Raw genomic sequence first — 15,818 nt, 5'->3', positions numbered from 1 at the left:
TACACACGTAGCTGTCGTAGCTGCGGAGTACCTAACATATTGATGGGGAAATGCTATGAATGCCAAGCTTGATTCGACCGTAACGGCTCGTCCAGTCACCCGGGAAACCTTTGACCAGGTCCTCGTTCCTACCTACGCCCCTGCAGCCATGGTGCCCGTGCGCGGTTCCGGTCTGGATCTGTGGGACCAGACCGGCAAGCATTACCTCGATTTCACCTCCGGCATCGCCGTCAACAGCCTGGGCCACTGCCATCCGGCCCTGGTCGACGTGCTGACCAAGCAAATCAATAATTTGTGGCATTTGGGCAACGGCTATACCAACGAGCCTGTCCTGCGCCTGGCGCTGGCCCTGACGGAAGCGACCTTCGCCGACCGCGCCTTCTTCTGCAACTCGGGCGCGGAAGCCAACGAAGCGGCCCTGAAACTGGCGCGCAAGTACGCGCACACCAAGTTTGGCGCGCACAAGTCGCGTATCATCTCGTGCTTCAGCTCTTTCCACGGCCGCACCCTGTTTACGGTCTCCGTCGGCGGCCAGGCCAAGTACACGGAAGGCTTCGAGCCGCTGCCGCCGTCGATCGACCACATCGCCTACAACGACATCGAAGCGGCGCGCGCCGCCATCGGCGATGACGTGTGCGCCGTGATCGTCGAGCCGGTACAAGGCGAAGGCGGCGTGGTGCCGGGCAACCCTGAGTTCCTGAAGGAATTGCGCGCCCTGTGCGACAAGACGGGCGCCCTGTTGATTTTCGACGAAGTCCAGAGCGGCATGGGCCGCACTGGCGCGTTGTTCGCCTACATGGGCTACGGCGTCACGCCGGACATCCTGACGGCCGCCAAGGCGCTGGGCAACGGCTACCCGATCGGCGCCATGCTGACCACGAATGAACTGGCGCAGACCCTGGCCGTCGGCACCCACGGCACCACCTACGGCGGTAACCCGTTGGCCGCCACCGTGGCCTTGACCGTGCTGGAGACGATCAACACGCCGGCATTCCTGGCGCGCGTGAAAGAAGCGAGCGTCAACACCATCGCCATGCTGCAAGGCTTGATCACGGATTACCCGCAAGTGTTCTCCATCGTGCGCGGCAGCGGTTTGCTGCTGGGCCTGGTAGTCAGCGATGCTTACAAAGGCCGCGCGAAAGACATCCAGAAAGCGGCCGAAGCGCAAGGCTTGATGGTGCTGATCGCCGGCATGGACGTGGTGCGCCTGGCGCCGGCCCTGATCGTCTCGGACGAGCAAATCGCCGAAGCGGGCCGTCTGCTGCGCGTGGCCATCGACGGCATGCTGAAAGCCTGAAGCTAGCCCCGCTCCCTGTTTGATCACCGGCCCGCCGCTTTGCTGCGGGCCGGCTTGGTTCTACCCGGGTATTTAGCCCAAGTATCGTCAGCATTGAAGGAGTACCCATGTATGTTGTCCGTCCGGTAGAAATTGCGGATATCGCAGCCCTCGAAGCGCTGGCCGCGGTAACCATGCCGGGTGTCCATACCCTGCCGAAGACGCGCGAAAAAATCGCCGCCTCCGTCGAGCGCTCCATCGCCTCGTTTGCCGCCCATGTCGACATCCCCAGCGAAGAGTCGTATCTCTTCGTGCTTGAATCCCTGCTCGACAAGAGCATTGCCGGCACGGCCGCCATCTTTGCCTCGGCCGGCTCGAACGGCACCTATTTTTCCTTTCGCAACGACGTCATCCAGCAAGTCTCGCGCGACCTGAACATCAGCCACAGCGTGCATGCGCTGACCCTGTGCTCGGAGTTGACGGCATACTCGCAGCTGTCCGGTTTCTATGTGCGCAACATGGAGCAGGCGGGCCTGGAAGCGGCCCTGTTGTCGCGCGCGCGGCTGCTGTTCGCCGTACTGGCGCCTCACCGCTTCGGCGACCGCTTCTTCGTGCCGCTGGCCGGCATCACGGACGCCAACGGCCAGTCGCCGTTCTGGGATGCGCTGGGCCGCAAGTTCTTCCAGATGGATTTCCTCGATGCCGAAAAAGTCATCGGCGGCGCGCGCAACCGCACCCTGATCGTGGAACTGATGCCGCATTACCCCGTGTACGTGCCGCTGCTGCCCGGCGACGCGCAGGCGGCCATGGGCCAGATCCATCCGAGCGGCGAACTGGCATTCAATTTGCTGACGGAAGAAGGCTTTGAAGCCGACGATTACATCGACATCTTCGATGGCGGTCCGATCCTGCAGGCACACAAGCATGCGCTGCGCTCGTTTACGGGCTCGCTCACGCGCCGCGTCGTCGCAGGCGTCACGCCCAGCCGCACGGGCCTGAAAGTGCATTACGCGGTCGCATCGGGCGCGGAACGCAACTTCCGCGCCGTCACCTTTACCTGCGATGCGCTCGAAGCGCAGGACACCGTCGGCTTGCCGCCCGAGCTGCTTGAAGCGCTGGCCGTGGCCGAAGGCGACAGCGTCATTTGCGTGCGCATTTAACCGAGAGAACATTATGCTAGTAGTACGCGCCATCAACGCTTCTGACCTGGACGCCCTGTACGGCTTGGCCAGCCAGGTCGGCACCGGCATGACCACCCTCAAGCCGGACATGAAAATGCTGGGCGACCGCCTGGCCATCGCCTGCGCTTCGTTCGCCGAAACCATCCCGCCCGAAAAGCGCGACTACATGTTCGTCATGGAGGATACGGATACGGGCCGCCTGGCCGGCGTGTGCGCCATCAAGGGCGCCGTGGGCCTGGAAGAGCCGTTCTATAACTACCGCATCGGCACCCTGGTCCACTCCAGCCGCGAACTCGATGTGTTTACGCGCATGGAAACGCTGTACCTGTCGAACGACCTGACGGGCAGCACGGAACTGTGCTCGCTGTTTCTGCACCCTGATTACCGCAGCGGCAACAACGGCAAGCTGCTGTCGAAAAGCCGCTTCCTGTTCATCGCCCAGTTCCCGCACCTGTTCACGGAAAAGCTGATCGCCGAAATGCGCGGCTACCAGGCGCCGGACGGCAGCTCGCCGTTCTATGAAGGCCTGGGGCGCCACTTCTTCAAGATGGATTTCCACCACGTCGACGACTTGACGAGCCTGGGCAAGAAATCCTTCATCGCCGAATTGATGCCGCGCCAACCGATGTACGTGGCCTACCTGCCCGACGAGGCGCAGGAAGTCATTGGCAAGGTGCATCTGAGCACGGCGCCCGCGCGCCGCCTGCTGGAACAGGAAGGCTTGCACTTCGAAGGCTATGTCGATATTTTCGACGCCGGTCCCGTGCTGCAGGCGCGCGTGTCCGAGTTGCGCGCCATGCGCGACAGCATGCCGGCCGTGCTCGACGCCGCGACTGTGCCAGTGCCTGTGCCGGAAGTGTGCGGCGACACGGCCCTGGCCGAACCTTACCTGGTGTCGAACACCGACCTGAAAGATTTCCGCATGATCGTCACCGGCGCCAATCCGCACAGCGGCAAGATCGCGCTGGACGACGATGAACTGCATCTGCTGCGCTGCCATCACGGCGACACCGTGCGCACCTTGTCACTCAACCCGAGGAAGCATCCCCATGTCTAAATCGTCCAACCTTAATTCATCTACCGCAGCATCGAACTTCATCAACGGCGCCTGGCTGCCGGGCACGGGCCGCGAACTGCTCACCATCGACCCGTCGACCGGCAAGCAGACCTGGGCCAGCCTGGAAGCGACGCCAACGCAGGTCGAACAGGCGTGCCAGGCCGCGCGCGCCGCTTTCGAAGCATGGGCCGACACGCCCGTCGAAGAGCGCATCGCCATCTGCGTGCGCTTTCGCGAACTGCTCAAGGAGCATGCGGAAGCGCTGGCGCTGCTGATCTCGGAAGAAGTGGGTAAACCATTGTGGGAGTCGCGCACGGAAGTGGCCACCATGGCCAACAAGATCGATATCTCGGTGCAGTCGTATAACGCGCGCACGGGCATCACGCAAAGCAAGATCGCCGATGGCGACGCCGTGCTGCGCCACCGCCCGCATGGCGTGTTCGGCGTTTTCGGCCCGTACAATTTCCCCGGTCACCTGCCGAACGGCCACATCGTGCCGGCCCTGATCGCCGGTAACACCATCGTCTTCAAGCCCAGCGAATATGCGCCGCGCACGGCCATCAAAACCGTGCAGCTGTGGCAGCAGGCCGGCTTGCCGGATGGCGTGGTCAACCTCGTCAACGGCGGGCGCGATACGGGCGTGGCGCTGGGCGCCAATCCACACCTCGATGGCGTATTGTTTACGGGTTCGTGCCAGACGGGCATCAGCCTGCACCGCCAGTTCGGCGGCCAGCCGGGCAAGATGCTGGCGCTGGAAATGGGCGGCAATAACGCTTTGGTGGTGTGGGATGTGAAGGACGTGGACGCGGCCGTGCACCACGCGATCTTCTCTGCCTTTGTGTCGGCCGGCCAGCGCTGCACCTGCGCGCGCCGTTTGGTGGTACAAGATAATGCCGCCGGGGTGGCTTTTATAGCGCGCCTGGTGGAAGTGGCCGCGAAACTGGGCATCGGCGCGTCCGACGCCCAACCGCAGCCATTCATGGGCCCCGTGGTTTCAAACGCCGTGGCCGCGCGCCTGGTGCAGGCGCAATCGGACATGGTTGCCAAGGGCGGCACCACCTTGCTGCAGATGCGCCAGTTGAATCCCGAGGCGGGTTTTGTCACGGCTGGTATCGTCGATGTCACCAACGCCACCGGCATCCCCGACGAGGAATGGTTCGGCCCACTGCTGCAAGTGATACGCGTGGCCGATTTCAACGCGGCCCTGAAGGTCGCCAACGCCACCGAATTCGGCCTGGCCGCGGCGCTCCTATCCGACGACCCGGCCCTGTGGAAAACCTTCCAGGTACGCGCGCGCGCCGGCATCATCAACTGGAACCGTCCGACCACGGGCGCGGCCAGCACGGCACCGTTCGGCGGCATCGGCAAGTCGGGCAACCACCGTCCGAGCGCGTATTACGCGGCTGACTATTGTGCCTACCCGGTCGCCTCGATCGAGAACGGCGCGCTGGAAATGCCGGCCAAGCTGTCGCCTGGCCTGAATTTTTAAGGAAACTCCCCATGCACAGCACGCGCGAATACAATTTTGACGGCCTGGTCGGGCCATCGCATAACTATGCCGGACTCTCATTCGGCAACGTGGCCTCGTTCAGCAATGTGAAAAGCGCTTCGAATCCGAAGCAGGCCGCCTTGCAGGGCCTGGCCAAGATGCGCGCCCTGGCCGCGCGCGGCTTTGCGCAAGCCTTGCTGCCGCCACAGGACCGGCCGAATTTCCGCCTGCTGCGCTCCATCGGCTTCACGGGCACGGATGCCGAAGTGCTGGCGCGCGCCTACAAGGAATCCCCGGTGATTCTGGCCTGCGCGTATTCCGCCTCGCCCATGTGGACGGCGAACGCCGCCACGGTCAGCCCGTCGGCCGATACGCAGGATGGCCGCGTGCATTTCACGGCCGCCAACCTGAATAACAAGCTGCACCGCGCCTTCGAGCACGCGCAGTCTGCGCGCAGCCTGCGCGCCATTTTCAGCGACGACAAGCACTTCGCCGTGCACGACGCGCTGCCGCCCACGCCCGCCTTTGGCGACGAGGGCGCGGCCAACCACACGCGTCTGGGCGCCAGCCACGGCGCGCCATCCGTTGAACTGTTCGTGTATGGCCGGGTGGAGTTCGACCCATCGGCGCCGTCGCCGAAGCGCTATCCGGCGCGCCAGACGCTGGAAGCGTCGCAAGCCGTGGCGCGTCTGCATGGCCTGGACGCGAAGCGCACCGTGTACGTGCAGCAGAACCCGGACGTGATCGACCAGGGCGTGTTCCATAACGACGTCATCGCCGTCGGCAATGGCAATGTGCTGTTCTATCACGAGCAGGCGTTTGCCGATGAAGAAGCCAGCCTCTCGCAGCTGCATCGCGCCGTCGCCGCCACGGGCGCGCAGCTGGACGCGCTGCGCGTGGACACGGGCCAGGTGCCGATCCAGGATGCGGTGACCAGCTATCTGTTCAACAGCCAGTTGCTGACGAAAGAGGGCGGCAAGATGGCGCTGGTGATCCCGCAGGAGTGCCAGGAAAACCGCGCCGTGTCGCGCTACCTGGAAGGCCTGGTGGCCAGCGGTGGTCCGATTGACGAACTGATTCATTTCGATCTGCGCCAGAGCATGCGCAACGGCGGCGGGCCCGCCTGCCTGCGTTTGCGCGTGGCCCTGACGCAAACCGAGGCGCGCGCCATGCATCAGGGCGTGATCATGACGGAAACGCTGTACCATCGTCTGGTGCAGTGGGTGGAAAAACACTACCGCGACCATCTGGAGCCGGGCGACCTGGCCGACCCGCAGCTGGCGCTGGAAGTGCATGCGGCGCTTGAAGAATTGACGATCATCCTCAACTTACCGGGATTGTACGACTTGTAGGCGATAGAAAAAACACAGAAAAAATCCGAGACAACTATCCGTAGCACAGACAGAATTGGACGGGCGACCCCCGTCTCTTGACACCGCTGCCGCGCAGCCACAAGCCCGAACGACAGCGTTGGACATTCACATTACCGTAATGGAGATGCAAGATGAATCACACGCCACAAGATTTGCGTACACAAACGCTGGAGTTGATTAACGCGGCTGGCAATGCAGGCAAGGCGGCAGCGCCTGTCGTGCAGCTGGTGCAGGCATGGCTCGACTCGCTCGACGCCGAAGACCTGGCCGACATCGCGCCCGACAGCCTGGCGCCCGTGCTGGTCGACGGCTTCACGCAAGCGGCCAAGCGCACCGGCAACGGCTGCCAGATCGCCACCCTGCGTTATGCGGATGGCCGTGGCGGCATGGCGAGCGCCTTGCTGATCCTGAACGAAGACATGCCTTACCTGGTCGACTCCATCGTCATGGCCATGCGCCGCCAGCACCTGGCCGTGCGCGGCGTGATGAATACCGTGCTGCCCGTGCGCCGCGCTCTTGATGGCAGCGTTGAAGCGGTGCGCCAGTCTGGCGACCCGCTCGAATCGTATGTGCTGGTGCTGCTCGACGAAGAACTGGCGCCGCAAGCCCAGACCGCGCTGGTCGCCGCCCTGGAGACGGTCGCGCGCGACGCCGCCATCGTGCGCCGCGATGCCGCCGCCATGAGCGAGCGCCTGGCCACTGTGGCCACGGCTGCATCGCAGCATGGCGAAGAAGGCGCGGAAGTGGCGGCCTTCCTGGAGTGGGCCCGCAGTGGCGGCTTTGAAGTATTCGGCTACGCCTATTACCGCGTCAAGCCGGGCGTGCGCGAACTCGAACGCGACATTCCTAGCCGTGTTGGCGTGCTGCAGGATACGGCGCACCCGGTCTACGGCACCTGCCTGGCGAATATTCCCGGCGACTTCGACACCCTGGCCAAGCGCGACTCGGCGCTGTCCATCGTCAAGGCCGACGTGGCGGGCACTTTGCACCGCGACCAGCAGCTCGACTTCATCGGCGTGCGCGACATGGATGCGCAAGGCGCGATTCTGGGCGAGCATTGCTTCGTCGGCCTGTTCACCCGTGCCGGCAACTCCACCCCGCTGGCGGCGCTGCCGTTTGCGCGCGGCCGCGTGGCCAAGGTACTGAGCCTGGCCGGCGTGCGCCAGCAAGGCTTCCGCGCCGAGAAATTCCGCGAAATCCTTGAATCCCTGCCGCGCACGGAAGCGCTGGAAGCGGACCTCGACTGGCTGGCGCAAGTGTGTGGTGCCGTCGTCTCGCTGTACAAGCAGCCGCGCACCAAGGTCTTCGCGCGCCGCGACGTGTATGCGCGCCACCTGAACGTGCTGGTCTACCTGCCGCGCGAGCGCTACAGCGCCAGCGTGGCATCGAGCCTGGCGAAAGCCCTGCAAGCCAGTTCCGGCGCCACGCACGTGAGTATGCAAACCCTGGTGGCCGACGGCCCCCTGGCGCGCGTCTACCTGATCGCCCACGCCGCCCGCTACCCGCTGGACCTGGAAACGGATATCGAACAGCCGCTGCTGAGCGTGCTCGATGGCTGGCATAACGGCTTTGCCGCCGTGGCCGACGCCGTGCCTGACGTGGCCCTGCGCACCAGCCTGCGCAAACTGTGCGCTACCTTGCCGCTCGATTACGTGGCCGCCACCGCGCCGGCCGTCGCCTTCCGCGACCTCGACACCATCCTGCGCAACACGGATCCGGCGCACGTGGCCGTGCGCATCGAGACGGGCGCCGTCACCACGATTCGCCTGTACTCGGCCAACAAGGTGCCGCCGCTGTCGACCATCCTGCCGGCCCTGCACAATGCGGGCGTGGCCATCGACCGCGAACAGGCGTATTCCGTTTCGCTGTCCGACGGCACGCGCTATTTCGTCACCAGCCTGACGGTCGATGCGGCCAGCGCGGCGAAACTGGCGCAGCCATCCGTCGTCGCCGTCGCGCAGGAATTGTTTGCCGCCCTGTTCAACGACACGGCCGAAGATGGCCGCCTGAATGGCCTCGTCATCGAAGGCGGTTTGTCGACGCGCGAAGTGCAGCTGGTGCGCGCCTACACCAGCTACTGGCGCCAGACGGGCAGCCGCTTCTCGGTGCGCTACATCGCCGAAAGCCTGCGCAAGCAGCCGGCCCAGGTCGAAGCCCTGGTCGAAGCCTTCCTGCAGCGCTTTGATCCTTCGCTGTCCGACGCGCAGCATGCGACGGCCCTGGAAAGCATCGCCGCCATCAAGGCTGGCCTGCCTTCCGTGAACCACGCGGACACCGAGGAAATCCTCGGCGCGCTGGCCGACCTGATGGCCGCCACCCTGCGCACCAGCTACTTCCAGAACAATCAACAAGGCGACAAGATCATCTTCAAGTTCGACACCAGCAGCCTGGCGCTGGTGCCGGAACCGCGTCCTTACCGCGAGATTTTCGTCTTCTCGCGCCGCTTTGAAGGCGTGCACCTGCGCGGCGGCCCTGTCGCCCGTGGCGGCTTGCGCTGGTCGGACCGCATGGAAGACTACCGCACGGAAGTGCTTGGCCTGGTGAAGGCGCAGATGGTCAAGAACGCCGTCATCGTGCCGGCCGGCGCGAAGGGTGGTTTTGTCTGCAAGATGATGCCGAAGGATGCCGTGCGTGAAACCATCGCGGCCGAAGGCGAAGCCGTGTATCGCCTGTTCATTTCCAGCCTGCTGGAAGTGACGGACAACCGCTCGCTGGGCAATATCGTCCCGCCGGTCGACACCGTGTGCTTCGATGAAGCCGACCCGTATCTGGTGGTCGCTGCCGACAAGGGCACGGCCACGTTCTCGGACATCGCCAACGGCATCGCTGTGCAGCGCGGTTTCTGGCTCGGCGACGCGTTTGCCTCGGGCGGCTCGAACGGTTACGACCACAAGAAACTGGGCATCACCGCCAAGGGTGCGTTCGAAGCCGTGAAGCGCCACTTCTATGAAATGGACCACGACCTCAATACCACCCCGATCACGATGGTCGGCGTGGGCGACATGTCGGGCGACGTGTTCGGCAATGGCGTGTTGCTGTCGCGCCAGCTGAAACTGGTGGCCGCGTTCGACCACCGCCACATCTTCCTCGACCCGACACCGGACGTCGCCGTCTCGTTCGAGGAACGCGCGCGCCTGTTCGCCTTGCCGCGTTCCTCGTGGGACGACTACAACAAGGACTTGATATCTGCAGGCGGCGGCGTGTATCCGCGCTCCGCCCGCAGCATCGAACTGTCGCCGCAGATCCGCGCCGCGCTCGATATCGCGGAAACCTCGCTGGCGCCGGAAGAACTGATGCATCGCATCCTGAAATCCCCGGTGGACCTGTTCTACAACGGCGGCATCGGCACCTACATCAAGGCGTCGACGGAGAGCCACGCGCAAGTGAAGGACCGCGCGAATGACCACATCCGCGTCAGCGGCAATGAGCTGCGCGTAAAAGTCGTTGCCGAAGGCGGTAACCTCGGTGCGACGCAGGCGGGCCGTATCGAGTTCGCGCTGGCCGGTGGCCGCATCTTCACCGATGCGATCGACAACTCGGCCGGCGTGGATTGCTCGGACCATGAAGTGAACGTGAAAATCTGGCTGGACGTGGAAGTCAATGCGGGCAAGCTGACGGAAGCCGAACGCAATCGCGAGCTGTATGCGATGACGGACGACGTCGAGCGCCTGGTCTTGCGCGACAACACGCAGCAGACGCATTTGCTGGTGCGCGAGTTGCAGGCGCAAAGCGAAAGCGCCGTGCAGGATGGCTATGCCGCCCTGATCGCCAGCCTGGAAGAAGAAGGCGCCCTGTCGCGCGAACTGGAGCAGTTGCCGTCGGTGGCCGAACTGGCGCGCCGCAAGAGCGACGGTCGTGGCTTGAGCACGCCGGAGCTGGCGGTGGTGATCGCCAACGTGAAGAACCGCTTCAAGCGCATCCTGTCCGCCTTGCCGTTGACGGGCGAAACATGGGCCGAGCCGGTGCTCAAACCGTACTTCCCGTCCCTGCTGGTGGAAACCCGTTCGGCGCTCGACCATCCGCTGGCCAACGCCATTCTGGCGACCGTGCTGGCCAATGAAGTGATCAACCGCTGCGGCCCGCTGATGATCCGCAACCTGGCGGCGGAACACGGCGTGGACGAATCGACCGTGATCCTGGCCTGGGGCCAGGCATGGGTGGCGCTGAATCTGGCGCCCGTGTTCGACGCGCTCGATGCGGATGCCTTGACGATTCCACGCGACGTGTCGATCAAGGTCGACGCGCAAACGCGCGTGCTGCAGCAAACCATGATCGCCGGCGTGCTGTCGGTGCCGGCCGAGCAATTACGCGGCGCCGGTCTGGCCGAACTCACGCGCCTGTTTGGCGCGGAATCGAAGCGCGAGCTGCTCAAAGCCGTTGGCATCAAGTCGGAAGCGGCGCAGGTAGCCGGCTTGACGCCGGCCTTCGTGCAAGCGTGGGATGCGGTCGACGCGCTGGAAGTCGTTGCCGGCTTCCTGTTCCCGGCCCTGTCCGTGCCGCGTCCTGCTTCGATGGACCTGGCCGCCTTCCTGCAAGTGGGCCTGGCCCTGCGCAGCCAGGCGGGCATCGACACCCTGGAGCGTGGCCTGAAGCTGGCCGCGCAAGGCAAATCGCAGGAACAGTTGCGCAACTACGCGCAGCAGGCCCTGCGCCGCACGCAACAGCGTCTGCTGACGCAAGTGCTGGCGCGCGCCGAGCAAGGCAATGCGGGCCAGGCCGTCGATGCCGTGACGGGCGCGCTCGGCCTGTCGGCCTATGTGGCGGCGACGGAACTGGAGCAAGCCATGCTGGACGTATGGACCTTGTCGGAAGCCGTGAATAAAATCACGGCGAAAACCCCAGCGGAAGCGGCGGTGTAATGACGCAAGAAGTAACCCAGGTAGTAACACCGGTAGTGCAGGCGCTGGCGCAGGCCGATTTCAGCGGCGTGGCCCAGTTGTTTTCGGACGCCGGTTTCACGGTGGCCTTGCCGGCGCCCGGCATGCTGCAAGTCGTCAAACCGGGAGCCGGCCGCGCCAGCGTGGCCGTCTCGGTGGGCGTGCATGGCGACGAGACGGGACCGATCGAAGTGCTGGCGCATCTGCTCGACGCCTTGTCGCGCGATGCGTCCGCACTGGCCGTCGACCTGCTTGTCTGCGTGGGCAATGTCGATGCGATCCGGGCCGGCAAGCGTTTTATTGACGCCGACCTCAATCGCATGTTCCGCCCCGTGCGGGGCAGCCTGGCGCAAGCGGCGGAAAGCGCGCGCGCCGATGAAATGATCGCCGCGACAACAGCGTTCTTTGCAGCGGCCGGTCCCGTGCGCTGGCACCTGGATTTGCACACGGCCATCCGGCCTTCCGTGTACCCCACGTTTGCCATCGTGCCGGACCTGGTGGCCGACGACGCCAAGGCGCAGCTGATAGCCTGGCTGGGCCAGGCCGCCATCGGCGCCATCATCATGAACCCGCAGTCGGCCGGCACGTATAGCTATTATTCGGCCGAGCATTTCGGCGCGGCCGCCAGCACGGTGGAACTGGGCCGCGTGGGCACCCTGGGGCAGAACGATTTGTCCCTGTTCGACGACGTGTCGCGGGCGCTGGACGGCTTGCTGCGCGGCTTGCCTGCGCAGCCCGTCAAGGCAGCGCCGCACGTGTTCAAGGTGGCGCAGGAAATCATCAAGCACAGCGATGAATTCCGCATGGCGTTTGACCGCGGCACGCAGAATTTCACGTCCCTGCCGCAGCACGCCGTGATCGCCAGCGATGGCGACCACGTCTACACGGTGCGGCACGCGGAAGAGCTGGTGGTGTTTCCGAACCCGGACGTGCGCGTGGGTTTGCGTGCGGGCTTGATGGTCGTGCGCGTCTCCTGATCGTCCAGCCATGCACGGCATCAGGCGCCAGCCGGGGAAACCCGCCTGGCGCTTTTTTCATAAAAAGATGCCGCACAGAAATAATTATCCATTAAGCAATCAACTGGTTTAAAATATTTGCCCTTTTGCAAATTCCTGGACCGATCATGTTGAAACGCCTGCTGACAGCGCTGCTGTGCCTGACCCTCTCCGGCCTGACGGCTGCCGCCCCTGCCGAAGAGAAGGCCGCCGCACCGGAAATGACGGCCGAGCAATTCCTCGCCCAGTTGCACCTGCAGCGCGGCAAGATCACTTTGCCCGGTGGCATCGCCACCCTGGATTTGCCCGCCAATTTCCGTTATTTGTCGCCGACGGACGCCGAGCGCGTATTGGTCGACGCCTGGGGCAATCCGCCGGGCATGGAATCGCTGGGCATGATCGTGCCCGCCAAGATCAGCGTGCTTGAGCGCGATAGCTGGGGCGTGGTGGTGACGTATGAAAAGGAAGGGCATATCAAGGATGACGATGCGGACAGCATCAAGTACGACGAATTGCTCAAGGATATGCAGGCGTCCGTGCTGGAAAACAATGCGGAGCGCAAGAAGCAGGGCTATCCCGGCATCCATTTGATGGGCTGGGCGGAAAAACCCAGCTATGCCAAGGATACGCACAAGCTGTACTGGGCCAAGGATTTGATGGTCGATGGCGGCGAGCACTCGCTGAACTACAACGTGCGCGTGCTGGGCCGTGAAGGCGTGCTGAACCTGAACGCGATTGCCAGCATGCAGCAGATCGCGACGATCAAGAAAGAGATGCAGCAAGTGACGGCGTTCACGGAATTTACCGACGGTAACCGCTACACGGATTTCGACAGCAAGACGGACAAGGTGGCCGAGTATGGCCTGGCGGCGCTGGTGGCTGGTGGCGTGGCCAGCAAGCTGGGCCTGTTTGGAAAATTGCTGGCGCTGCTGCTGGCCTTCAAGAAAGTGCTGCTCCTGGCCGTCGTGGGCGGCGGCGCGGCCATCTTCAAGTTTTTCACTGGCAAGCGCAAGGACAAGCCGGCGCCGATACAGCCGCAGGAGTCCGTTGAACAGCCAGCGCATTTACCGGACGGCAAGGTCAACCTGGACAAGTAAGCTTGTGTGCGTACCCGCAGGCGGCGCCTCGGGTACACTGATTCATCGTTCACTATCAGGAGTCCGCCATGTCCGTGTCCATGTATCAGGCAACCATTCCCGTCTTCATCCGCGGCTTGCGGGTCGTCTCGGCCCTGCTGGAAAAAGCGCAAGCCCATGTGGAGGAAGATGGCATCGTGCCCGAGATTTTACTGGGCGCGCAGCTGGCGCCCGACATGCTGGACTTGACGGCGCAGGTGCAGCGCGCCAGCGATACGTCGAAGATGTCGGTCGAGCGCCTGAGCGGCGTGCCGTCGCCGAAGTTCGAGGATAACGAAGCATCGTTCGAGCAGCTGCAGGAACGCATCGCCAATACCATCGCCTACATCGACAGCGTGAATGCGGGCCAGATGGCGGGCAGCGCGCAGAAGGAAGTCGTGCTGAACTGGACGGACGAGGGGACAACATTCTCGGGCGACGATTACCTGCTCAGCTTTGCCTTGCCGAACTTCTATTTCCACGTCTCCATGGTCCACGCCATTTTGAGAAACAATGGCGTGGCCGTGGGCAAGCTCGACTATCTGGGACCGTACGATTAACGTTGTGGCTGTTGCACCTGGTTCTGCACCGCATTGCCCAGCATGCCGCCGCCGATCACGCCGGCCACCGTCGCCAGCGCCTTGCCGCGGCCGCCACCGACCTGATTGCCGATCAAGCCGCCGATGACGGCGCCCGTGCCTATGCCCACGTAGTTCGGTTGTGCCGGTGCCGGCGCAGGCACTGGCTGCTGGCGCACGGGTTCGCGGTAGGCCGTGTCGCGGTAGCCGTCGTTGTTGTCATTGTAGGCAGGACGCGCTTGCGCCACTTGCGTGTGGCGCACGACGCGCTTGTGCACGACGGGCGCCGGTGCCGGTGCCGGTGCCGGGGCGGCTTGCGCGACGACAGGCGCGGCCACCGGTGCAGTCACGGGAGCGGCCAAGGCAGCGGCGCTGGCCGGCGTCATGGCGGCCACGTCGGCAGGGATGGCTGGCGTGGCCGGCACGTTCGCCCGCGAATTGGGCAGGATGCCGGCGATGGACGCCGCGCCCACCAGGCACAGGACCGTCACGGAAATGGCGGCGCCTGCCATCAAAGGGTGGATGCGGCTGGCGGTAGTCGTCGTGTTCATGTGTTCTCCTGGGGTGGTGCTGCGGGTGTTATTGATGTGTCCAGATTAGCGGCTGCGCCGGCCCAAGGCTAGCCCTTGCGCTGTATCAAACGTAAGCAGGTGTAAGCCGCGCTTTGCAAAGCACAGTAGAATCGGTGCTTCCCCTTTTCCGAAAGTCCGCCATGAGCCAGCTATTCACGCCATATGCCCTTGGCCCCTTGCAGGTGGCCAACCGCATCGCCATCGCGCCCATGTGCCAGTACTCGGCCGACAACGGCAACGCCACCGACTGGCACATGATCCACCTGGGTCACCTGGCCCTGTCCGGCGCGGGCTTGCTGATGACGGAGGCGACGGCCGTCTCGCCCGAGGGACGCATCTCGGCCGAAGACCTGGGCTTGTGGTCGGATGCGAATCAAACGGCGCTGGCCAAGGTGGTGCAGGCCATCCGCCGCCATTCTCCGATTCCGCTGGTGGTGCAACTGGGCCACGCGGGGCGCAAGGCGTCGAGCCGCGCGCCATGGCAGGGCGGTGCCTGCGTGCACCTGGCCGAAGGCGGCTGGCAAACGGTGGCGCCGTCCGCCATCGCGCATGCGCCCGGCGAAACCGTGCCGATCGCCCTCGATGAAATGGGTTTGCTGCAGATCAAGGGCGCCTTTGTGGCGGCCGCGCAGCGCGTGCATGCGCTCGGCATCGAAGGCATCGAACTGCATGCGGCGCACGGTTATCTGCTGCACCAGTTTTTGTCGCCGCTATCCAACCAGCGCATGGATGCATATGGCGGCAGCCTGGAAAACCGCATGCGCTTTCCGCTGGAAGTGGTTGCAGCCGTGCGCGCCACCGTGCCAGCCACGGTGGCCGTGGGCGTGCGCATTTCCGCCACCGACTGGGTCGAGGGTGGCTGGGACATCGAGCAAAGCGTGCGTTTCGCGCAGGAACTCAAGCAGTTGGGCGCCGACTTCATCCACGTCTCCAGCGGCGGTATTTCGCCGCAGCAGCAAATCCCCGTGGGCCCAGGCTACCAGGTGGCGTTTGCCGAACGCATCAAGCGCGACAGCGGCTTGCCTACGATTAGCGTGGGCTTGATCACGGAAGCGCAGCAGGCGCAAGACATCATCGCCAACGGCCAGTCCGACATGGTGGCGCTGGCGCGCGCCATCCTGTTCGACCCGCGCTGGCCCTGGCATGCGGCGGCCCAGCTGGGCGCGCAAGTGCAGGCGCCGCCGCAGTACTGGCGCTCGCAGCCGCGCGAATTCAAGAACCTGTTCGGCGACACGACCCTGGGCCAGCGCTGACAAGCCTGCTCTGCTACACTGACGCTTCTTTCCCATTTCTCCAGGACGCTTC

General features: G+C 64.3%; 11 protein-coding genes. 10 read left to right on the top strand and 1 reads right to left on the bottom strand.

From position 1 onward, the window contains the following. Positions 1–55: 55 nt before the first annotated feature. The 9 genes from astC to P9875_RS28255 all read left to right on the top strand — a co-directional run bounded on the left by astC (position 56) and on the right by P9875_RS28255 (position 13,923). Entirely contained in the window at positions 56–1,297 is a 1,242-nt protein-coding gene (gene astC / locus P9875_RS28295) for an acetylornithine/succinylornithine family transaminase (protein ID WP_099403994.1), read from the top strand. 107 nt (positions 1,298–1,404) lie between these two features. Next, a complete protein-coding gene (locus tag P9875_RS28290) occupies positions 1,405–2,436 on the top strand; it encodes an arginine N-succinyltransferase (protein WP_099376231.1) in 1,032 nt (343 codons plus the stop codon). A 13-nt stretch (positions 2,437–2,449) separates the two neighbouring features. After that, on the top strand, positions 2,450–3,514 hold the full coding sequence (gene astA, locus P9875_RS28285; protein ID WP_099376232.1) for an arginine N-succinyltransferase: 1,065 nt from the start codon (positions 2,450–2,452) through the stop codon (positions 3,512–3,514). Further along, positions 3,507–5,003, top strand: a complete 1,497-nt coding sequence (gene astD / locus P9875_RS28280) for a succinylglutamate-semialdehyde dehydrogenase (protein WP_278317244.1) — start codon at positions 3,507–3,509, stop codon at positions 5,001–5,003. The genes astA and astD overlap by 8 nt, the downstream gene beginning before the upstream one ends. 11 nt (positions 5,004–5,014) lie before the next feature. Further along, positions 5,015–6,355 (top strand): N-succinylarginine dihydrolase, encoded by a 1,341-nt coding sequence (astB, locus tag P9875_RS28275; protein ID WP_278317243.1) that lies wholly within the window; start codon positions 5,015–5,017, stop codon positions 6,353–6,355. A gap of 152 nt (positions 6,356–6,507) precedes the next feature. Then, entirely contained in the window at positions 6,508–11,235 is a 4,728-nt protein-coding gene (locus tag P9875_RS28270) for an NAD-glutamate dehydrogenase domain-containing protein (protein WP_278317242.1), read from the top strand. Continuing rightward, the gene (locus P9875_RS28265) at positions 11,235–12,230 is read left to right on the top strand and encodes a succinylglutamate desuccinylase (RefSeq protein ID WP_278317241.1); all 996 of its coding nucleotides are present in this window, start codon (positions 11,235–11,237) and stop codon (positions 12,228–12,230) included. Before P9875_RS28270 ends, P9875_RS28265 begins: the two co-directional genes overlap by 1 nt. A gap of 146 nt (positions 12,231–12,376) precedes the next feature. Further along, entirely contained in the window at positions 12,377–13,345 is a 969-nt protein-coding gene (locus P9875_RS28260) for a DUF2167 domain-containing protein (protein WP_278317240.1), read from the top strand. Positions 13,346–13,413: 68 nt separating this feature from the next. Next, positions 13,414–13,923 carry a DUF1993 domain-containing protein gene (locus tag P9875_RS28255; RefSeq protein WP_035822818.1) on the top strand — a complete coding sequence of 170 codons (510 nt, stop codon included), beginning with the start codon at positions 13,414–13,416 and terminating at the stop codon, positions 13,921–13,923. Here P9875_RS28255 and P9875_RS28250 read toward each other — a convergent pair. Beyond that, on the bottom strand, positions 13,920–14,492 hold the full coding sequence (locus P9875_RS28250; protein WP_035822816.1) for a glycine zipper 2TM domain-containing protein: 573 nt from the start codon (positions 14,490–14,492) through the stop codon (positions 13,920–13,922). The two genes, P9875_RS28255 and P9875_RS28250, sit on opposite strands and share 4 nt — an antisense overlap. 161 nt (positions 14,493–14,653) lie before the next feature. On the opposite strand from P9875_RS28250, the gene P9875_RS28245 reads away from it, so the two are divergent. Continuing rightward, the gene (locus P9875_RS28245) at positions 14,654–15,766 is read left to right on the top strand and encodes an NADH:flavin oxidoreductase/NADH oxidase (RefSeq protein WP_278317239.1); all 1,113 of its coding nucleotides are present in this window, start codon (positions 14,654–14,656) and stop codon (positions 15,764–15,766) included. Positions 15,767–15,818 lie beyond the last annotated feature (52 nt).

Origin of the sequence: Janthinobacterium rivuli (assembly GCF_029690045.1) — a bacterium.
Lineage (GTDB): Bacteria > Pseudomonadota > Gammaproteobacteria > Burkholderiales > Burkholderiaceae_D > Janthinobacterium > Janthinobacterium rivuli.
Note: the sequence above shows the minus strand (reverse complement) of the source record. Positions and strands in the feature narration are given on the sequence as shown.